Annotated in this window: 18 protein-coding genes; 14 read left to right on the forward strand and 4 right to left on the reverse strand. The window is 59.9% G+C overall.

The features are described from left to right. Positions 1-186 precede the first annotated feature (186 nt). Complete coding sequence (gcvA, locus tag B30_RS18165; RefSeq protein ID WP_009573647.1) at positions 187-1,113, forward strand: transcriptional regulator GcvA; 927 nt, start codon at positions 187-189, stop codon at positions 1,111-1,113. On the opposite strand, the gene gcvA (B30_RS18170) is transcribed toward gcvA (B30_RS18165), so the two are convergent. Next, a complete protein-coding gene (gene gcvA / locus B30_RS18170) occupies positions 1,062-2,036 on the reverse strand; it encodes a transcriptional regulator GcvA (protein ID WP_009573648.1) in 975 nt (324 codons plus the stop codon). The two genes, gcvA (B30_RS18165) and gcvA (B30_RS18170), sit on opposite strands and share 52 nt — an antisense overlap. 323 nt (positions 2,037-2,359) lie before the next feature. On the opposite strand from gcvA (B30_RS18170), the gene B30_RS18175 reads away from it, so the two are divergent. After that, positions 2,360-2,797 carry a DUF983 domain-containing protein gene (locus B30_RS18175; protein ID WP_009573649.1) on the forward strand — a complete coding sequence of 146 codons (438 nt, stop codon included), beginning with the start codon at positions 2,360-2,362 and terminating at the stop codon, positions 2,795-2,797. Here the strand turns inward: B30_RS18175 and B30_RS18180 are convergent. Next, complete coding sequence (locus B30_RS18180; protein ID WP_009573650.1) at positions 2,763-4,133, reverse strand: aminotransferase-like domain-containing protein; 1,371 nt, start codon at positions 4,131-4,133, stop codon at positions 2,763-2,765. The two genes, B30_RS18175 and B30_RS18180, sit on opposite strands and share 35 nt — an antisense overlap. Positions 4,134-4,408: 275 nt before the next feature. On the opposite strand from B30_RS18180, the gene B30_RS18185 reads away from it, so the two are divergent. The 8 genes from B30_RS18185 (at position 4,409) to B30_RS18220 (ending at position 10,972) form a co-directional block, all read left to right on the forward strand. Further along, positions 4,409-4,891 (forward strand): MSMEG_0572/Sll0783 family nitrogen starvation response protein, encoded by a 483-nt coding sequence (locus B30_RS18185; protein ID WP_009573651.1) that lies wholly within the window; start codon positions 4,409-4,411, stop codon positions 4,889-4,891. A gap of 74 nt (positions 4,892-4,965) precedes the next feature. Beyond that, positions 4,966-5,961 (forward strand): Nit6803 family nitrilase, encoded by a 996-nt coding sequence (locus B30_RS18190; RefSeq protein WP_009573652.1) that lies wholly within the window; start codon positions 4,966-4,968, stop codon positions 5,959-5,961. Then, positions 5,954-7,087 carry an MSMEG_0568 family radical SAM protein gene (locus tag B30_RS18195; protein ID WP_009573653.1) on the forward strand — a complete coding sequence of 378 codons (1,134 nt, stop codon included), beginning with the start codon at positions 5,954-5,956 and terminating at the stop codon, positions 7,085-7,087. Before B30_RS18190 ends, B30_RS18195 begins: the two co-directional genes overlap by 8 nt. Further along, positions 7,084-7,626, forward strand: coding sequence for an MSMEG_0567/Sll0786 family nitrogen starvation N-acetyltransferase (locus B30_RS18200; RefSeq protein ID WP_009573654.1), 543 nt, complete (start codon positions 7,084-7,086; stop codon positions 7,624-7,626). The genes B30_RS18195 and B30_RS18200 overlap by 4 nt, the downstream gene beginning before the upstream one ends. Further along, complete coding sequence (locus tag B30_RS18205) at positions 7,623-8,597, forward strand: sll0787 family AIR synthase-like protein (protein WP_009573655.1); 975 nt, start codon at positions 7,623-7,625, stop codon at positions 8,595-8,597. Before B30_RS18200 ends, B30_RS18205 begins: the two co-directional genes overlap by 4 nt. Continuing rightward, entirely contained in the window at positions 8,590-8,874 is a 285-nt protein-coding gene (locus B30_RS18210) for an MSMEG_0570 family nitrogen starvation response protein (protein WP_009573656.1), read from the forward strand. The genes B30_RS18205 and B30_RS18210 overlap by 8 nt, the downstream gene beginning before the upstream one ends. A gap of 14 nt (positions 8,875-8,888) precedes the next feature. Continuing rightward, positions 8,889-10,169, forward strand: a complete 1,281-nt coding sequence (locus B30_RS18215) for an MSMEG_0569 family flavin-dependent oxidoreductase (RefSeq protein WP_009573657.1) — start codon at positions 8,889-8,891, stop codon at positions 10,167-10,169. Beyond that, entirely contained in the window at positions 10,169-10,972 is an 804-nt protein-coding gene (locus tag B30_RS18220; RefSeq protein WP_009573658.1) for a Pnap_2097 family protein, read from the forward strand. Before B30_RS18215 ends, B30_RS18220 begins: the two co-directional genes overlap by 1 nt. A 73-nt stretch (positions 10,973-11,045) precedes the next feature. On the opposite strand, the gene B30_RS18225 is transcribed toward B30_RS18220, so the two are convergent. Together B30_RS18225 and B30_RS18230 are read right to left on the reverse strand one after the other, a co-directional pair. Then, complete coding sequence (locus B30_RS18225; protein ID WP_009573659.1) at positions 11,046-12,029, reverse strand: Bug family tripartite tricarboxylate transporter substrate binding protein; 984 nt, start codon at positions 12,027-12,029, stop codon at positions 11,046-11,048. A 137-nt stretch (positions 12,030-12,166) separates the two neighbouring features. Then, complete coding sequence (locus tag B30_RS18230; RefSeq protein WP_009573660.1) at positions 12,167-13,855, reverse strand: glycoside hydrolase family 3 protein; 1,689 nt, start codon at positions 13,853-13,855, stop codon at positions 12,167-12,169. Between the two features lie 226 nt (positions 13,856-14,081). Between B30_RS18230 and B30_RS18235 the strand changes: the two genes are divergently transcribed. The 4 genes from B30_RS18235 (at position 14,082) to B30_RS18250 (ending at position 18,645) form a co-directional block, all read left to right on the forward strand. After that, positions 14,082-15,275 (forward strand): CaiB/BaiF CoA transferase family protein, encoded by a 1,194-nt coding sequence (locus B30_RS18235; RefSeq protein ID WP_009573661.1) that lies wholly within the window; start codon positions 14,082-14,084, stop codon positions 15,273-15,275. Between the two features lie 259 nt (positions 15,276-15,534). Further along, positions 15,535-16,767, forward strand: coding sequence for an ABC transporter substrate-binding protein (locus B30_RS18240; protein ID WP_009573662.1), 1,233 nt, complete (start codon positions 15,535-15,537; stop codon positions 16,765-16,767). Positions 16,768-16,841: 74 nt separating this feature from the next. Next, the gene (locus tag B30_RS18245; protein WP_009573663.1) at positions 16,842-17,735 is read left to right on the forward strand and encodes a carbohydrate ABC transporter permease; all 894 of its coding nucleotides are present in this window, start codon (positions 16,842-16,844) and stop codon (positions 17,733-17,735) included. Next, positions 17,728-18,645 carry a carbohydrate ABC transporter permease gene (locus B30_RS18250; RefSeq protein WP_009573664.1) on the forward strand — a complete coding sequence of 306 codons (918 nt, stop codon included), beginning with the start codon at positions 17,728-17,730 and terminating at the stop codon, positions 18,643-18,645. Before B30_RS18245 ends, B30_RS18250 begins: the two co-directional genes overlap by 8 nt. Positions 18,646-18,647: the final 2 nt, after the last annotated feature.

Here is an 18,647-nt window from a genome sequence, read left to right on the forward strand (position 1 = left end):
GTCGGCCAAGGCATCGCGATCGCGTTGGAACGGTGCTAGATTTCTGATGTCATTCTTGTATAAGTAATAGGCAAGTTGTTTGAATAACAGCTGAAATGATCGGAGCGTAGTTTTTGGGTGACCCCGTTGTGCAGCCCCTCCAATCTGGACCTGTGACGCGGCCTTCCAAACGACGAGACAAGACAGATGACAAGTCCCATTCCGCCCCTTAATCCGCTGCGCACCTTTGAGGTGGCCGCGCGTCTGTGCAGCCTGACGCTCGCGGCGGAAGAGCTGAATGTCAGTCAGGTCGCGGTCAGCCGTCAGGTCAAGACGCTGGAAGATTATTTCGGCGTGAACCTGTTCCGCCGACTGCATCGCGGTGTGGAGCTGACCGATGAGGGGCGCCAACTCTACGAGGGGATTTCCCATGCGTTTCAGGATATTGCCACCGCATCCCGGCGTGTGTCCCGGCGTGGTCGGCGCGATATTCTGGCCATTCAATCCTACACGACCTTTTCCCAACGCTGGCTGATTCCGCGCTTGACGGATTTCCACGACAAACATCCCCGGATAGAGGTGCGCCTGAGTTCCTCAACCGCGCCGGTCGATTTCGAAAGTCAGAACCTTGATGCAGCCATTCGGGCCGGCAAGGGCGACTGGCCAGAGTTGCATTCTGAAAAGCTGGTCAATGTCGAATTGATTCCGATCTGCACACCTGAGTACCAGGAACAGCATGAATTGTTCCATCCGAACGATCTGGCCCGCGTCCGCCTGCTGCATTCCATGGCGCGGCCGACGGATTGGGCGGCGTGGCTCAAGCGGGTCGGCGCCGATATCGACCCCGAGCCGGGCATTCGCTTCGAAAGCTCGGCCTTGGCATATGAGGCGGCGTCCATGAGCAGCGGGGTCGCGCTGGCCGTCAAGATTTTCGTCAAACGCCAGTTACAGAACGGTAATCTCGTCGCGCCATTCGGCGATCTGAGCTGTTACAGTGGCGAGGGCTATTTCTTGACATGGCCCAAGAATGCTGCCCCCTCGCGCACGCTTATCAAGTTCCTCGACTGGATGCGCGAGCGTATTCAGATCGAGAATCCCGAACGCGACGGGGATGAAGACACTTCGAGCGGTTGATCCGGCGCCATCTCTGGGGTCTCGCTCTCGTCCGGGGCAAAGTGGATGCGAATCCAGTCGAGAAATTTCAGCAACGGGGAGGATGGTGCTTCGTCCTTTGGCCATGTCAGGTAGTAACTTTCGCCCGTTCGACAGCCCTGTTCGAAGGGTGCGACCAGCGTTCCGGCGCGCAGCTGCATCTGTACGAAATGGCGGTTTGCAATCGCGACACCCAGATCCATGAGCGCGCCCTCATAGGCCAGAGAACTGTTTTCGAACAACAGGCGGTTTTTCGGAGGAAACTTGGCACCAACTGCCTCAAGCCATGATGTCCAGTCCTTTGGTCGCGCCATGGAATGCAGCAGTTTAACCTTGGCCAGATCCTCGACCCGCTCCAACGGGTTCTCGGCGAGAAAGGCAGGCGAACAGACCGGAATTAGCTCCATATCCGCTAATTTTTCGGCATGCAGGCCCGGCCAGTTGCCATCGCCGCCGCGGATCGCAGCATCCAGATTGTCCGTGTCGAAATCGGCGGCTTCGGGGGACGAGGACAGGCGCACCTCGATGCGGGGATGGGCCTTGTGAAAATCCCCCAACCGGGGCATCAGCCAGCCGCGCGAGAACGTGACATAGGACTGGATCGCCAAAATGTTGCGCTGGCCCCGGCGGGACACGTTTTTTGTCGCGTCCTCAATGTCCTGAAAGGCCTGACCGACGCCTCTGAACAAAAGACTGCCCTCACGGGTCAGTTCGATGCCACGGTTGAGACGGCGAAACAGGGTGACGCCCATATAGTCCTCGAGGACGCGAACCTGTCGGCTGACGGCGACTTGGCTGACATTCAGCTCTTCTGCCGCAAGGGTCAGGCTGTTGTGCCGTGCCGCGGCCTCGAACGCCTTGAGCGGATTGAGGGGCGGCAGTGTGCGGTTGGGAATAGATGACATTTCAATATTCCATGCATTGCGCGATGAGTGGAAACAACATTGCCTGCACTGACGAAGCAGCCAATCGGCGTGCATGGCCAACTCGTTTGACCTATTTGCTAGTATGGCGGGTAACTTGTATGCGGTCAATGTTGGGAAATCCTGAATGTTTCAAGTGGTAAGGCCGGACCGTTACTTCGACCATACGGCGCTATCGCATAGGCCCGCCTGAGTGATGGACAAAATGACACATTCGCAATACAATATAAAAATTGTATGTCTTAATGTAGCGAAACTGGTGCGTGGCGGATGTCTTGCCCATGTCTGAAGAAGGAAATGCCAAGATGTCCAATCCTGACGCCGAAACGGAAACATCCCATGATATGCGTGCCGCGCTGAAGCGTGGATCTCGGTGCAAATGCCCGAGCTGCGGCGAGGGCGCCGTGTTTAAGGGCTACCTGAAGGTGCGGTCCGAATGCGCGGTTTGCGGTCTCGATTTTACGCCGCAGCGTGCGGATGACGGCCCTGCCTATGTTGTGATTTTGATTGTTGGGCATCTCGTGGGCTTTTCGCTCCCGGTGGCCTTTGAGGCCTTCCGCGACAATCCCTTGCTCGTCGCCTGCCTGCTGTCGGTGGTCGCAATCGCCTTGTGTCTTGTGTTGCTCCCACCAGTAAAGGCGATGTTCGTGGCCTTTCAGTGGGCCAAGGGGCTGCGTGGTTTCGGGCGGGTGCAAAGCCCCGCCGCCGTCACCCAAGAAACGCGCTGTGCTGAAGGCTATTGACGAGGAAGTAAAGGTTCGCGCGCAGCGCCTCGCGAGACAGTGATCCGCCAAGGCACAGGCGCACCTCATCACCAGGTGTGATCCCGACGCTGAAGGCGTCCGAGGGCATGATCCCGATCGGGCGTCCGGCCATCCGGGCGACGACATCGGCGCGTCCGACGTCCTCGGGTAGGGTGAGCCAGACATTGAAGGCATTTTCTGCCCCCTGAAAGTCGAATCCCTCAAGCACCTCGCGCGCGATGGCCTGTCGTGCCGAGGTTTCCGACCGGATGAAGCGCCGGATCTGATCGGCGGTGCCATCCTCGATCCATTGCGTTGCCAGGGCGGTGGTGATCGGCGAGGCCATGACTGCCTGTACCTTGAGCGTCTGTCCCAGCGAATAGGCCAGTCGGCTCGTGGGTGCGACCGTGTAGGCCAGTCGCAATCCGGCGCCGATGCATTTCGCCAGCCCGCCAATATGCCAGGTCAGATCTGGCGCCGAGACGGCAATCGGCGCGGGCGCCTTGGCAGGGATGAAGCCATAGGCGTCGTCCTCAATCAGGTGTAACCCGTGTTTGTTCAGCACTTCCGAAATGGCCAGTCGTCGCTCTGTCGGGATGGTCAATGTGGTCGGGTTCTGCAATGTCGGGTTCAGATAGAGCGCCTTGGGGCCATGACGCAGAATGGCGGTGTTCAGCGCGTCGGGCAGGATGCCGTCCTCGTCCATTTCGAGGCCGATAAGGTTTAGTCCGCGCCGCGAGGCAATGTTGCGAAAGCCGGGATAGGTGATCTGTTCGCACAGGACGGTGTCGCCGGGCTGGGTCAGGATCGTCAGAATGGCGCAGATCGTGCTGTGCGCGCCCGGTGAAATGACAAGTCGCGCGCTGGTGGGGATCATGCCGCGCAGGCTGAGCCAGGTCGAGGCGGCGGCCTTGTCCTTGTCTGAGCCGGTCGAGGATTGATAGCGCAGCAGCTGCAGAAGGTTGGCGGAGACATAGTCCAGTCCGCTGCGCATATTGGCGATCAGGGCCGGGTCTGTCGGCTCTGGCGGCAGGTTCATCGACAGGTCTTCTTCGGCAAGCCGCAGCGGGTCGGGCCCGGCGGTGGTCTCGGCGGGTTCCGCGATAAAGGTGCCGCGTCCAACCTGACTTTTGATGAGGCCGCGGGATTGGGCCTCGGTGTAGCCGCGCGAGACGGTGGTGAAGTCGATGCCCATGCGCTCGGCCAGTCGCCGTTGCGGCGGCAGGCGGGTGCCGGGCGTCAGGACGCCCTCCTTGATGTCTTGCTCAATGGCGTCCGCAATGGCGATGTAGCGCGGTTTGCCGTTGGCTTTGGTCTGGGGGGTCCAGTCGATCATGTCGTTCTCCGTTGTCATCCGTTGATAGCGAATGATTCGCGAAAATTGAAGCGGATTGTATGGATGGCATCCTGCGACCGCACGAGGTGGCTCGTCTGTGAGTTCGGGGGATCACAGTTGCGCCGCAGAAAGCGTCAAGATGCCGCGCAGCCGCTCAAAGATTCGGCAAGAGAATGTATTATTGTATGCATAATTGATTCCTAAATGATTGCAGTATTGCGTGGTGTGGAGCACTGGTAACAGGGTGGGGACATCCAATGAACAGGAGACTCAGGATGCCAAAAGTTACAAAAGAAGCGCATAAAGATGGTGATTTCTTCGTGGATTACGAAGAAAAGGTCTTTGAAGATGTTAAAGCCGACGAAGGCGAAAAGGCCCTTGTGACCTTCCATACAGTTGCCTTTGAAGGGTCCATCGGTCTGGTCAACATTCTGCAGGCAATTCGTCTGCAACGCAAAGGATTCGAGACCTCAATCCTGCTCTATGGCCCCGGCGTGACCCTGGGGATCCAACGCGGTTTCCCGACTCTGGGCGACGAAGCCTTCCCCGGTCATCAGAATTTTGCCGTCAATCTCAAGAAGTTCATGGCCGAGGGCGGCAAGGTCTATTGCTGCCGTTTCGGTCTTCAGGCGCTTTATGGCCACGGCGAACCCTCGCTGCTGCCGGGCATCGTCCCGATTGCGCCGCAAGACGTACTCGATTGCATCCTGCTGCACCGCAAGGACGATGCCTTCATCCTCGACACCTGGACGGTTTGAGCCGGTTGGAGTCGGGCCGCAACGCCGGCCCGGTTCCCTGCGTACGTTCGTCTTATCAAAACGGGAAAGAGATCATGAGAACCGATATCATTCGCGCCGCAGCGGTGCAGATTGCCCCCGATCTGGCGGGACGCGCGGGCACGATTGAACGCGTGCTGAACGCCATCGCGGATGCCGCCGACAAGGGTGCGGAGTTCATTGTCTTCCCCGAGACCTTCGTGCCCTATTATCCGTATTTTTCCTTTGTGCAGCCGCCGGTGCAGCAAGGCACCGCGCATCTGGAGCTGTATCAAGAATCAGTTGTCGTCCCCTCGCCGGAAACGCAGGCCGTGGCGGATGCGGCGCGCAAACGCGGTGTTGTCGTGGTTCTGGGCGTGAACGAGCGCGACCACGGCTCGCTTTATAACACACAGCTGATTTTCGACGCCGATGGCAGCCTTGCGCTGAAGCGGCGCAAGATTACGCCCACCTACCATGAGCGCATGGTGTGGGGGCAGGGCGACGGTGCCGGGCTAAAGGTGGTCGAGACCAAAGTGGGCCGCGTTGGCGCGCTGGCCTGTTGGGAACATTACAATCCGCTTGCCCGCTATGCGCTGATGACCCAGCACGAAGAAATCCACGCGGCGCATTTCCCGGGTAGCCTCGTCGGGCCGATCTTTGGCGAACAGATCGAGGTCACCATGCGCCACCACGCTCTGGAGGCGGGCTGTTTCGTGGTCAACGCGACAGGCTGGCTGACCGAAGAGCAGATCCAATCACTGCATCCCGATCCCAAGCTGCAAAAGGCCATGCGTGACGGCTGTATGACCTGCATCATTTCTCCCGAAGGCCGCCATCTGGCCGAGCCGCTGACTGAGGGCGAGGGCATTCTGATCGCGGATCTGGACATGAAGTTGATCACCAAGCGCAAGCGAATGATGGACAGCGTCGGGCACTATGCCCGCCCCGAATTGCTGCACCTGGTGCATGACACTCGCCCAGCTGAGACACGCGTCGCTTTCGAGGCTGCGCCCGTTCTGCAGCCGCCGATGTACTCAGATCTTGACGAAAAGGAGACGCGCCATGTTTGAATCTGACCTGCCTGAATCCAACCTGTCTGATGCTGATCTGATCAACGATCTTCAATCTCACGGCATGCGGCTGGTCGATCCGCGCGTCGGTCACGAGGCCCGGCGCGGCGGGGCAGGGCCGTCTGATCACAAGGCCATCACTATTGGCGAGACGACGGTGATGGTGCCGGTCCACACGGCGCCCGCCTTTGAATCGCCCTTCTTGGTCGAGCCACCGGACGCCAAGGGCCAGTCCCGCGTGACCCGGGACGGGGCCGAAATCGCCAAGGTACGGTTTCCGACCAAACCCAAGTTCTACGATCTGACCACTGCCGACGGCGTGCCCTATAGCCAGATTGCGACGCTGCATTCGCGCGACGTTCTGGCCACGACCGTGCTGCAAACCTGTATCCGCTATGAGAGCCGCAAGAAGACCTGTCAGTTCTGCGCCATTGGCCAGAGCCTCGCCGCAGGCCGCACCATCGCGCATAAGACGCCGGCACAGCTGGCCGAGGTCGCCAAGGCGGCGGTCGAACTGGATGGGGTCAAGCATATGGTGCTGACCACCGGCACACCCAAGGGCCGTGATCGCGGCGCGGCGGTCATGGTCGAGAGCGCGCGGGCAATCAAAGCCGCTGTCGATCTGCCGTTGCAAGGTCAGTGCGAACCGCCCGATGACGACATCTGGCACCAGCGCATGAAAGATGCGGGGATTGACGCACTCGGCATGCATCTGGAAGCCGTCACGCAAGAGGTGCGCGAACGTATCATGCCGGGCAAGGCGACCGTGCCGCTGGAAAAATACATGTCCAGTTTCGAGGCGGCGGTGAAGGTCTTTGGCCGGGCTCAGGTCTCTACCTACATTCTCGCCGGGCTTGGGGACACGCGCGAGGCGATCCTCGAGATGGGGCAAAAGCTGTGTGACATGGGCGTTTATCCCTTCGTCGTCCCCTTTGTCCCGATCTCGGGCACGCCGCTGGAAAGCCACCCCGCACCCAAGCCCGAATTCATGGCCTCGATCCTGCGCCCCTTGGGCGAGATGATCGTGCGTGCCGGTATCCGGTCCGAGGATATCAAGGCGGGATGCGGCAAATGCGGTGCCTGTTCGGCTCTTTCGACCTATGAAAAACTGAAGGTGTCGGCATGATCGAGCTTGAGCACCGCCAGTTCCAATGCCCCGGCTATTATATCCGCGCCGCCTCCAAACCGTTCGAGGCACGCGGGGCCGAGGCATTGCGTCGCCGCGTCTTTGTCGAGGAACAGGGCATTTTCGCGACCCATGACCGCGACGAGATTGACCTTGTTGCCACCCATCTTGTTGCGCTTTCGACCTATGCGCACGAGGCCGATCAAGTGGTCGGCACCGTGCGCATCCACGAGGAAAGCCCACGCCTGTGGTGGGGCTCGCGACTGGCGGTGGACAGCGACTTTCGGCAGGTCGGACGGCTTGGCTCCGAACTGATCCGGCTGGCGGTCTGCACCGCGAATGCACGCGGCTGCGATACCTTTCTTGCGCATGTGCAAAAGCAGAACGTGCCACTGTTTCGCCGGTTGAAATGGGCGGTTTTGGAGGAGGTTACACTGCATGGGGTGCCCCACGCCAAGATGTCCGCCGACTTGTCCTTCTACCCGCCCTGTGAAAATCCGACCTCGGGCTGGTTCCTGAAACCAGGGCGACGCATATGAGTGAGACGCTGGCATATCTGGCGGACGCCCTGCGCGCGCATCCCGCGATCCGCTCGAAACTGGGCATCGCGCAGGCGACGGGCATGCTGGGGCTGACCGGCGATACGGCTGGCACACCCGGTGACGACGCTGCGATGATCAAGACGGCAGAGGGCTATGACCTTCTGGCGGGCGAGGGGTTTATTCCCGCATTCGTTCAGGCCGATCCGTGGTTCGCGGGCTGGTGCGGGGTGATGGTCAACCTGTCGGACATCGCCGCCATGGGCGGGCGGGCAACGGCGCTGATTGATCAGGTCTGGGCACCCGATGCAGGTATTGCTGCGCCCCTGATGAAAGGGCTGCGCGATGCCGCCGAGGCGTACGGCGTGCCGCTGGTGGGTGGCCACACCAATTTTTCTGCTGCCGAGCTGAACCTCGCCGTGTCCGTTCTGGGCAAGGCGCAAAAGCCGGTGACCAGCTTCGACGGGCGCCCCGGCGATGTGCTTTTGGCGGCGATCGACCATCGGGGGCGCTATGTGAATTTCGACAATTTCTGCGCCGCGCTCGATGCGCCGCATGACCGGCTGCGTGGCGATCTCGCGATTTTGCCCGAGCTGGCCGAAAGGGGCCAATTGAGAGCTGGTAAGGACATCAGCCAGGGCGGTATTGCCGGCACGGCGCTGATGCTGGCCGAAAGCTCCTCGGTGGGCATGGTGCTGGATCTGGATCGGATCGTGCCGCCCACCGATGTGCCGCTGCAACGCTGGCTGCACAGCTTTCCCAGTTTTGGCTTTTTGCTCTCGGTCGCGCCGGAGCAGGCCGCGGAGGTCTGTAGCACCTTCCACGAGCGCGGCATCTGGGCCGACCCGATCGGCGCGGTCACGGACGGCGCACAAGTCACTCTGCAACGGGGCGGCGAGACGGCGTTATTCTGGGATCACGCCCAAACCCCCTACCTGTCGCTTTCCCGAAAGGAGCCTGCCCATGCCTGAGATGCATTGGACTCTGCGTTGGCCCGATGGCAGCGAGGAGCGCTGCTATTCGCCCTCCAGCGTTATCACCGAGCTGTTCACTCCGGGGCAAAGCTATCCTTTGCCCGAGTTTCTGCAACGCGCCCGCGTTGCGATGGAGCGCGCTTCGAACCGCGTGGAACGCAAATACGGCTTTGCCTGCACCTCGGCGATGGCTCAGCTCGACAAGATCGAAACACGGGTGGCTGGCTTTCAGGGCCAGCCGGACGCTCAAGTCACCTGCCTGTCAATCACCTGAAAAAGGACGAGACCATGAATGATACCCACACCCCGCATATTCCCGTCGCGATTGTTGGTGGCGGTCAGGCGGGCCTTTCGGTGGCCTATAACCTGTACAAAAAAGGCATCGAATGCGTCGTCTTCGAGCGCAATGAAAAGTTCCATTCCTGGCGCGTCAACCGCTGGGACAGTTTCTGTCTTGTGACGCCGAACTGGCAATGCCGCCTACCGGATTTCCATTATGACAAGGAATTCGGGGGCACTGACCCCGATGGCTTCATGCTGCGTGACGAGATCACCGATTATCTCGATGCCTTTACGGCAACCTTCGAGCCGAACCTCCATGAGCACGTCGCCGTGACCCGTGTCGTGCATTTGCCGAAGGGTGGCTATGTTGTCGAGACCAGCATTGGCACATGGACCTGCGATCAGGTGGTGATTGCCACGGGCGGCTATGACAACCCGATCGAACCCGCCTATGCGCAAGCGCTGGACCCGACGATCGTGCAGATGCACTCGGTCGATTACCGCAACCCCTCGCAGCTGCCCGACGGTGATGTGCTGATCGTCGGAACCGGCCAATCGGGTGTGCAGATCATGGAGGACTTCGTCCGCGCGGGGCGTGGTGTGCATCTGGCCGTCGGCCCCGCGCCGCGCAGTCCGCGCAAATATCGCGGTCGCGATGCCACCGACTGGCTGCACGACGCGGGCCATTACGAAATCACCATCGACACGCATCCCGATCCGTTCAAGGCGCTGACCCAGACCAACCACTACATGTCGGGCCGCGATGGCGGCAAGGAGATCGACCTGCGCCAATGGCATGTCGACCACGGGGTCGAGCTTTACGGATCGCTGGCCGATATGGACGGGCATACCCTGAAATTCCTGCCGGATCTGAAACAGAACCTCGATGATGCGGATCGCAGCTATGTCGGCATCCGCGACCAGATCGATGCCTATATCGCCCGCAACGGCATCGACGCGCCCGAAGAGCCGCCCTTCACCAAGGTCTGGGAACCCGCAGAGGAGCGCTCCGAGCTGAATGCCAAGGCCGCGGGGATTTCCTCGGTGCTTTGGGCCATTGGCTTCCGTCCCGATTATGACTGGATCGAGGTCGATGTGTTTGATGCGCGCGGCAAGCCGAAATTCAAACGCGGCGTGACGGATGTTCCGGGGTTCCACTTTATCGGGCTGGGCTGGTTGAATACCTGGGGGTCGGGTCGCTTCCTCGGGATTGAGGAGGACAGCACCTATCTGGCCGAGCAGATCGCCCTGCAATTGCAAAGCGCTGGCAAGCGGGCCGTCGCCTGATGGCGGTTGTTGCCTTCGCCGCGCGGCAGGCCCCGGTCGAGGAGGCTGTCAGCCTGCCGCTGGGCATGGCGCAGCTCTCGCCCGCGGGCCTGTCGGAACAATGGCTTTTGCGCTTTTGCGGCGACCAGCATTGGGCGCTCATTGCCAAGGCCCTCGGCCAGCGCGAGGCGGTGTTTCACGCGGAAGACGGCCGACCGGTTTATGCCGCTTTTTGCACGACATCGCTGCGGTTTTATCCGCTGTCCCGGCCTCTTCTGGGGCAGGATGCGCAGATCTTGTCGAGGCTGTTCGCGGTGTCGGACACGCGCACAGGGTCCACACATCAGATCATGGTCGGGGGCGAACGCATCGCCAAAGTGTCGATGATCTCAACATTTGTCAGCCATGACGCGAGCCGATCCAATACGCGGATTTTCCGCAATACCGTCCTTGGGGATATGCAGATCATGCCCGCCGGGCCCGAGCTGATGATGCTCGATGGTGAGACGCGGGAGACGGCGCGCAGCCTGCGCAAGGCGGCGCAGGTTGGGGTGCAGACCTACTATTGCGAACGCCCAACGCCGTCTCTGGATTTCAACGCGGTTGGCCTGCTCTATTTTCCGACCTTCTCGCGGATCGCCGAGGCGGCGGCCTACGCCCGATCCGAACGACCCGAGCCGGTGTTGGGCCGTGATGTGGTTTATCTGGGCAATATCAATCAGGGCGATCGCGTATATGTTGCCGATCATGGCACGATGTCCGTGATGACGCGGGGCGATGGCAGCTTGATCGCCGCTGTTCAAACCCTGTCGGCGCCAGTTTGAATGCAAACAGGGCACGCTGTCGCGTGCCCTGTTTTAAATCCGACCGAACGGAAGCGTAAGATCCGAACCGAGATTATTGCAACACACCGGCGGCGGTCAGCTGTTCCACCGCAACGTCAGAGATATTGGCGACGAAATCGGCGTATTCCGCCGGACCCATCCAGGAATCCGTGACACCCGTGCTGCGAGCATACTCCTGATAGGAGTCGGCCCGCATCGCTTCGTGGAAGGCATCGGCCACTTTCTGCTGCAATTCCATTGGCATATCGGCGGGGCCAAACACGCCGCGTACCTGAATCCAGCTCGAATCCACATCGACACCCTGTTCGATGAAGGTGGGCAGATCGGGCTCTCCTTCCAGCCGTTCGTCACCCAACACGCCCAAACCACGGATGCGACCGGATTCGAAGTATTCGGCCGTCGGCCCAAGGTTCGAAACGCCGATATCGACGTGCCCACCGAGCAGGGCGGCAATGATATCGGGTGTTGAAGGGTAGCCGATCCAGTTGAATTTGGTGTCGGTGGCATTTTCAAGCATCGACATACCGATATGCTGCATGGAACCGATCGGGCCGAAACCGCCGATATTGATGCTTTCAGGATTTTCCTTAGCCGCGGCAATCACGTCGTCAAAGCTCTGATAAGGGCTGTCTTCGCGGACGAAGAACAGGATCGGGTCTTCCTGAACCGAGGCGATCCAGGAAAAATCCTCGGGCGCGAAGGTGCCTTTGAGGTTGGTCTGCATGCCGGTGAAATGAGTCAAGGTGTTCACACCCAGTGTCAGTCCATCGGGCTTGGCGGAGCTGACGCGGCTCATCTGGTTTGCGCCACCGCCGCCCGGGGCATTGACCACGATGACGTCCCGACCGATTTCCGGTTCAAGCGATTTGGCCTGCGTTCGGATGAAAATGTCGGATGTGCCGCCGGGCTTGGTGTGCATGATCACCGAAACCGGACCGCTCGGCCACGCCTCTTCGGCGGCCACGGGGGTGATGGTTGTTGCGACAAAAGTCGCTGCGGCCGCAAGGCACGCAAAGCCAGTGGAAAGCATTTTCATGATGTTCTTGTCTCCTCCTCAAGAGCAAGTCAGGCGCTTGTCGCGCCGGACTGTGGGCAGTAAAAAGCCATCCGCGCGACGGGTAAACCAACCTTTGGTCTGCACTTGGGATACATAAACGACTGGTCAGACCGCGTTCAGAGGGGGAGGCCAAAGGGCAGCTCCACCGGGCTTTCGCCCCGGAAGGAAATCGCGCCGGTCAGGGCATCGACGACGGCCTGCTGGACCGGACGCACGGCGCAGTAGGCGTTCACGAAGGTTGGACAATCGGGCATGTGAAAGGTCAGGAAAGGCGAGCCGAGCGAGACATAGAGCGTCGGCAGATGCTGCCACATGCGCTGCATCGTCAGTGGAAAGGCGCCGTGCAGCCGTTCCCATTGCGGCCCGAGGTGCTCTTTGCCCGAGAGCCCTTCCTCAGCCATCAGATACAGGCCGATGTCCTGCCCGGTTGCATCAATGGGCTCGCCCGGGACAACGCGGGTGATCTCGAACCCGAGCTGTTCCAGCATGGTGGGGATTTCGAGGTCGGGCAGGGGGGCGGAGGGGCTGCGGCGGTCGCGCAACTCGGCCAACAGGATGCGGCGGTGACGTTCAGGCGACAGGGGCAACAGGCTTTGGGTATCCTTGACCAAGGTCACGCAGCCTTCTGCGACACCTTTGGCCCAGCCGCGATGCTCCTCGGATGCCAGCAACCGTGCGCGTCGGTCCTCGAGCGGGACGGCGGGCCGGTCCAGATGCAGCCCCATGGAGGCCTTGAGCGCCAGAATGCGTAGCACCGCTTGGTCCAGGCGGGTTTGCGACAGCGCGCCACTGTCCAGACCGTCGCGGAGAAACTGCATATCCTCGTCGATATCGCGCGGAAATAGCAGAATGTCGCATCCGCTTTCGATGCAAAGCGGGACAATGTCCTTGCGCGCCCCGCAGGAGGTGAATCCCGCCATGCCCGTCGCATCCGAAACGATGACACCGTTATATCCCAGTTCCCCGCGCAGCAGTTCGCCAAGCAGGTTCGCATTGAGTGAGGCCGGGAGGGTGGCCCCGCTCACTGCCGCGTCTCCTGTGTTCCGACGATAGGCCGGAAGGGTGACGTGACCGGCCATGACAAGGCGGACATCCTTGGCGATTGCGGCGGCGTAGATCCTGCCGAAACTTGCGTACCAATCGTCCATTGCCATGGTGTTGTGGGTGGTGACGTAGTGTTGATCGCGCTCGTCCAGCCCCTCGCCGGGGAAATGTTTGACGCAGGCCACAAGGCCATCGTCCTGCATCCCGTCGAGATAGGCACAGACCATCGAAAGCGTCTGATCGACCTTGTCGGAAAAGCTGCGGGTGTTCACCGCGTTGGAGCGGAAATTCAGCGCGAGATCGGCCACTGGCGTCCAACTGATGCCAAAACCGAGATAGCCCGCCTCGCGTGCCGCGATTGCCCCCATCCGCCGGGCATTTTCGGGATCACCCGTCGCGGCGACAGCCATTTGGTTAGGGAAGGCGGTGCCAGCCTTGACGCTGGCCTTTTCAGACATCTCGATATCGGCAGTTAACAGCGGCGGCACGGCACAGGTTTGCATCAGACGCTGGGCCGAGTGGCGCAGTTCCTCCTCGGAATAGCTGGGGAACCGATGCACCCCGCCGAGCCCGCGTGCGGCCAAGGCGTCGATACTGTCATCGGACAGATCACGGCACATCGGCAGAATGAGCTGCGCAATCTTCGCCTCTGTCCCGAGCGCGTTGAATTGCGTCTTGACCCAGTCCAGCCCCCTTGCATCTAGGTGAAAGGGCGCTGCGCAGAGCGTCGCATCCGAAAGCGGCAGGCTGTTGGTGGTCATGGTATTGTGCGATCTCGCCAAATATTTTCGTCCCTTCCATCATAGCCGAACACGCGCGAGGGCGGGGAACGCATAGGTCAGAACTGACCCAACATTTCGGAAAGCAAACGACGTTGATTACAACCCGCTTGGCGCCTTCAATAAGCGCTGAGACCAGATTGCACCGCTTTGATCCAAGCCGCCAGCAAATATCGGCAAGATCAGAAAAGGGACGGAGTTGACCCAAATGAAGGCGTTTCAAAACTATAGGGTGATCGATACCACACATGTGTTGGCTGGGCCTTTCGCGGCGTTCCAGCTGGCCACACTTGGTGCCGATGTCATCAAGGTAGAGGATCCGAACGATCCCGATCAGGCACGCGCCCAAGGGCCGGATCGGGCGATGAATGACATCGGAATGGGCACGGCTTTTCTGGGGCAAGCGGGCAATAAATCTTCAGTCGCGATAGACTTGAAGACGCCCGAGGGCAAGGAGGCGATGCTGCGCCTGATCGACACAGCAGATGTCTTCATTGAAAACTATCGACCGGGGGCATTCGAGGCATTGGGGCTCGGCTATGAGGATCTCAAGGTGCGCAACCCCGGGCTGATTTATTGCTCGCTTTCGGCTTTTGGGACGACCGGACCACGGCGTGAACTACGCGGTTATGACAACATCATTCAGGCGTTTTCCGGCTTCATGGCGATGACCGGAGACGATCCGGAAAAGCCATTCAAATGCGGCGCGCCGATCATGGATTACGCGGCGGGCACCACCACCGCCTATGCGATCACTGCGGCCTTGTTACAGCGCGCGCGTAACGGTGGCATCGGCAATTTCGTCGATGTGTCGATGCTGGATGTGGCACTGATGTTCGCGACCTCGCATGTGGCTTCTTATTTTTGGAACGGCAAGGTTCCGGCCCCGAAAGGCAATACCTATGTTTTTGCGACAATCGGCATGTATCACGCCAGCGACGCGCCGATGATGGTCTCGGCTTCGAACCTCAAACAGCAGGCCAAGCTTTGGCGCTTGCTCGGGCGCGAGGACATGGTCAAGCAGGACAACAACCAGCGGCTCGATGCGCATGAAGAGGAAAGCGTTGTCCTGCAAACCGCCTTCCTGAGACGCTCGGCGGCCTATTGGGAGGAGCGGCTACAGGCACACGGTATCCCCTGCGCCCGTATCCGGGATCTGGGCGAGGCGTTGAGCGATGTGCAGACTCTGGCGCGGCCGGTGCTGCACAGATTCGACGGGGCCGATGGAACGCCTGAGGGGATGACCACCACGCTGGCCGGTTTTCGGATGCAGGAGGACGGCCCCTCGCTGGAGAACCCGCCGCAAAAGATGGGCGCACAGACGGATAAGGTCTTGTCCGAAATCGGCTACAGCAGCGATGAGATTGCCAATCTGCGTGCCGCCGGGGTGATTGCCGGTTGAGGCGTGGTCGGCAAAGTACTGTCAGAGGTCGAAAAGTAGCGCCGGCTATGTCCGGAGGTTGCAAAAAATTCTTTTAGTTCAAAGCCTCATACAAATTGTTTTGGCGCGGCAAATCTCCGATCTGTTGACCTGATCGTCGCTGAAACGGACAGTTGAATACATAAAAGACCCGGCGCATGAACCGGCCGGACACCACGGATTTCACGCTCGCGCAATGTCGCAGGACGTGTAACGACCACAGTTCACATGGGAGAGAACTATGACAAAATTCAAGACATTCGCACTGGGGATGTTGACGGCTGCGGCGGCCCAACCAGTCTTGGCCACTGATCTGGAGGTGACCCATTGGTGGACCTCCGGGGCTGAGGCTGCAGCGATCCGCGTCATCTCCGAAGGCTTCCAGAAGAGTGGCAACACTTGGGTTGACGGCGCTATCGCCGGTGCGGGCGGGGTTGCCCGTCCGCTGATCACCAGCCGGATCACCGGCGGCGATCCGATGGGGGCCACGCAGTTCACCCACGGCCAGGCGATGCGCGAGCTGATCGAAGCGGGCTTTATGCGTGACGTGACAGAGGTTGCCGAGGCGCAGGGCTGGAAAGATCAGATCTTCCCGCAATCGCTGCTCGATAGCTGCACCTTCGAAGGCAAACTCTATTGCGTGCCCTCGAACATCCACTCGCAACAGTGGCTGTGGCTGAACAACGCCGTGTTTACCGACAATGGCCTCTCCGTGCCGCAGAACTGGGACGAATTCGTCGCTGCTGCGCCGAAGCTGCGCGAGATGGACATCATCCCCTTGGCGCAGGGGCAGCAATCCTGGCAGAAACAGTTGATGTTCAACGTGCTGATGGTCTCCATCGGTGGTCCCGAGCTTTTTGAACGGGTCTATGCCGGGCGCGACGCTGACTACGCCGCTGGATCTGACGTGGCCAAAGTGTTTAAGGCCGCCGCGGAGGCACGCGACCTCATGGAAGGCTCGAATGTTCAGGCCTGGAACGAAGCCGCCAACCTGATGATCAGCGGTCGTGCCGCAGGTCAGATCATGGGCGATTGGGTTCAAGGGGAATTCACACAGGCCGGGATGACAGCGGGCGAAGACTTTTCCTGTCTGCCGGGTCTGGGCGTGAATGAATACATCACCGCCGCAGGCGATGCCTTCTATTTCCCGAAAGTCGATGACCCGGAGATCATTGCCGCGCAGGATGTACTGGCTGGTGTGATCGTTTCCCCGGAAACTCAGGTGGAATTTACCAAGGCGAAAGGCGCGCTGCCGGTGCGCCGTGACGTGGAGTTGCGGGATCCGACCCCTTGCATGGAAAAGGGCATGGCGATCCTCAAAGAAGGCCACATTGTGGAGAGTATCAACACTATGGTATCGCCGGATACCGTGGGCCGGGTGACCGATCTGATGATTGAATTCTTTGCCGACCCCAGTTTTAGCCCCGAGACCGCGCAGGCCGAGTTTGCCGAAATCATCGCAACGGCTGACTGACAGACCGCGGCGCGGATCTTCTGACGCCGATCCGCGCCGCCTTTGCCACACCCTTTAAAACCGGAGGATTCCCAATGTCGCAAAGCGGCAAACCGACAGGGCTGTTCAAGAACCTGAGTGCTAAAATCGCCGCCGTTCCCATGGTGCTGACCGCGCTTGTGGTCTTTGTTGGGTGCTCTGTCTGGACAATCGTCTATTCCTTTACCAACTCCCGCCTTCTGCCCAGCACCAAATGGGTTGGGCTTGATCAATATGAACGTCTTTGGGGCACCCGCCGGTGGCTCATCTCAATCGAGAATCTCGCGATTTACGGCATCTTGATGCTGATCCTCGCTCTGGTGCTCGGCTTTCTTCTGGCCGCTCTGATTGATCAGAAAATCCGCTTCGAGGATGGGTTTCGCACCATCTTCCTCTACCCTTATGCGCTCAGCTTTATCGTTACGGGCCTTGTCTGGCAGTGGCTGTTGAACCCCGAGTTCGGGATACAGCACGCCGTGCGCAGCCTCGGGTTTGAGACCTTCACCTTCGATCCACTCTATAACACGAACACGGTGCTTTACGGGGTACTGATCGCAGGTCTGTGGCACACCAGTGGCCTTGTGATGTGCCTGATGCTGGCGGGTCTGCGCGGCATTGACGAAGACGTGTGGAAGGCCACCAAGATCGACGGCATTCCAGCATGGAAAACCTACCTGCTGGTGGTGATCCCGATGATGCGTCCGGTCTTCATCACCACACTTGTGCTGATCACCTCTGCCATTATCAAGCTTTACGATCTGGTCATCGCGCAAACCGGTGGCGGTCCTGGCCTCGCGTCCGAGGTCCCGGCGAAGTTCGTGTTCGACATGATGTTCGTTTCGCAAAACCTTGCCCAGGGCTTTGCCGCGTCCAGCATGATGCTGGTGGCCGTGATCGTTGTCATCATTCCTTGGGCTTACCTTGAATTCGGAGGCAAGAAACATGGCTGATGTCACCGCAAACATGCAGCGCCCAAGTCCGGCGCATGCATCCGGCCCCAAACCCCGTCGGGCCTTTTCCCGCAATAACATCGTGATCTACGGCATTCTGGTGGTTCTGGCGGTCTATTATCTCTTGCCGTTCTATGTGATGCTCATGACGTCGCTGAAAGGGCTGCCGGAGATCCGGATGGGCAGCATCTTTGCCCCACCGATGGAAATCACCTTCGAGCCTTGGGTCAAGGCGTGGTCGACGGTCTGTACCGGCCTGAACTGTGATGGCCTGTCGCGCGGCTTCTGGAACTCGATCAAGATCACCGTGCCCTCCGTCTTCTTCTCGATCGCGGTGGCCTCGGTCAACGGTTACGCCCTGTCGATGTGGCGGTTCAAAGGTGCCAACGTATTTTTCACCATCCTGATCATCGGCGCCTTCATTCCCTATCAGGTGATGATCTATCCGATCGTGATCCTGTTGCGCGAAATCGGGCTGTATGGAGATCTGGGCGGGCTGGTGCTGGTGCATACGATTTTCGGCATGCCGATCCTGACACTGCTGTTCCGCAACTACTTCTCATCTGTGCCCGAAGAGTTGTTCAAGGCCGCCCGTGTCGATGGCGCCCGGTTCTGGACGATCTACCTTAAGATCATGCTGCCGATGGCGGTGCCGATCTTCGTCGTGGCGGTGATTTTGCAAACCACGGCGATCTGGAACGACTTCCTGTTCGGCGTCATCTTCACGCGGCCCGACAATTACCCGATGACGGTTCAGCTCAACAATATCGTCAACTCGGTCACCGGTGTGAAGGAATACAACGTCAACATGGCGGCGACGCTGCTCTCTGGCGTGGTCCCGCTCACCATCTACTTTCTCTCAGGCAAGCTTTTTGTGCGCGGCATCGCAGCCGGCGCCGTGAAAGGATAACG

Source organism: Celeribacter baekdonensis B30, assembly GCF_000299875.1.
GTDB classification, from domain to species: domain Bacteria; phylum Pseudomonadota; class Alphaproteobacteria; order Rhodobacterales; family Rhodobacteraceae; genus Celeribacter; species Celeribacter baekdonensis_A.

What these genes read in the sequence shown, in the direction of transcription:
- B30_RS18195 (WP_009573653.1), top strand. Translation starts at nt 5,954, where the DNA reads ATGTTTGAATCTGACCTGCCTGAATCCAACCTGTCTGATGCTGATCTG.
- B30_RS18230 (WP_009573660.1), bottom strand. Translation starts at nt 13,855, where the DNA reads ATGACCACCAACAGCCTGCCGCTTTCGGATGCGACGCTCTGCGCAGCG.
- gcvA (WP_009573648.1), bottom strand. Translation starts at nt 2,036, where the DNA reads ATGTCATCTATTCCCAACCGCACACTGCCGCCCCTCAATCCGCTCAAG.
- B30_RS18215 (WP_009573657.1), top strand. Translation starts at nt 8,889, where the DNA reads ATGAATGATACCCACACCCCGCATATTCCCGTCGCGATTGTTGGTGGC.
- B30_RS18235 (WP_009573661.1), top strand. Translation starts at nt 14,082, where the DNA reads ATGAAGGCGTTTCAAAACTATAGGGTGATCGATACCACACATGTGTTG.
- B30_RS18245 (WP_009573663.1), top strand. Translation starts at nt 16,842, where the DNA reads ATGTCGCAAAGCGGCAAACCGACAGGGCTGTTCAAGAACCTGAGTGCT.
- B30_RS18190 (WP_009573652.1), top strand. Translation starts at nt 4,966, where the DNA reads ATGAGAACCGATATCATTCGCGCCGCAGCGGTGCAGATTGCCCCCGAT.
- B30_RS18220 (WP_009573658.1), top strand. Translation starts at nt 10,169, where the DNA reads ATGGCGGTTGTTGCCTTCGCCGCGCGGCAGGCCCCGGTCGAGGAGGCT.
- B30_RS18200 (WP_009573654.1), top strand. Translation starts at nt 7,084, where the DNA reads ATGATCGAGCTTGAGCACCGCCAGTTCCAATGCCCCGGCTATTATATC.
- B30_RS18210 (WP_009573656.1), top strand. Translation starts at nt 8,590, where the DNA reads ATGCCTGAGATGCATTGGACTCTGCGTTGGCCCGATGGCAGCGAGGAG.
- B30_RS18240 (WP_009573662.1), top strand. Translation starts at nt 15,535, where the DNA reads ATGACAAAATTCAAGACATTCGCACTGGGGATGTTGACGGCTGCGGCG.
- B30_RS18250 (WP_009573664.1), top strand. Translation starts at nt 17,728, where the DNA reads ATGGCTGATGTCACCGCAAACATGCAGCGCCCAAGTCCGGCGCATGCA.
- B30_RS18175 (WP_009573649.1), top strand. Translation starts at nt 2,360, where the DNA reads ATGTCCAATCCTGACGCCGAAACGGAAACATCCCATGATATGCGTGCC.
- B30_RS18180 (WP_009573650.1), bottom strand. Translation starts at nt 4,133, where the DNA reads ATGATCGACTGGACCCCCCAGACCAAAGCCAACGGCAAACCGCGCTAC.
- gcvA (WP_009573647.1), top strand. Translation starts at nt 187, where the DNA reads ATGACAAGTCCCATTCCGCCCCTTAATCCGCTGCGCACCTTTGAGGTG.
- B30_RS18185 (WP_009573651.1), top strand. Translation starts at nt 4,409, where the DNA reads ATGCCAAAAGTTACAAAAGAAGCGCATAAAGATGGTGATTTCTTCGTG.
- B30_RS18205 (WP_009573655.1), top strand. Translation starts at nt 7,623, where the DNA reads ATGAGTGAGACGCTGGCATATCTGGCGGACGCCCTGCGCGCGCATCCC.
- B30_RS18225 (WP_009573659.1), bottom strand. Translation starts at nt 12,029, where the DNA reads ATGAAAATGCTTTCCACTGGCTTTGCGTGCCTTGCGGCCGCAGCGACT.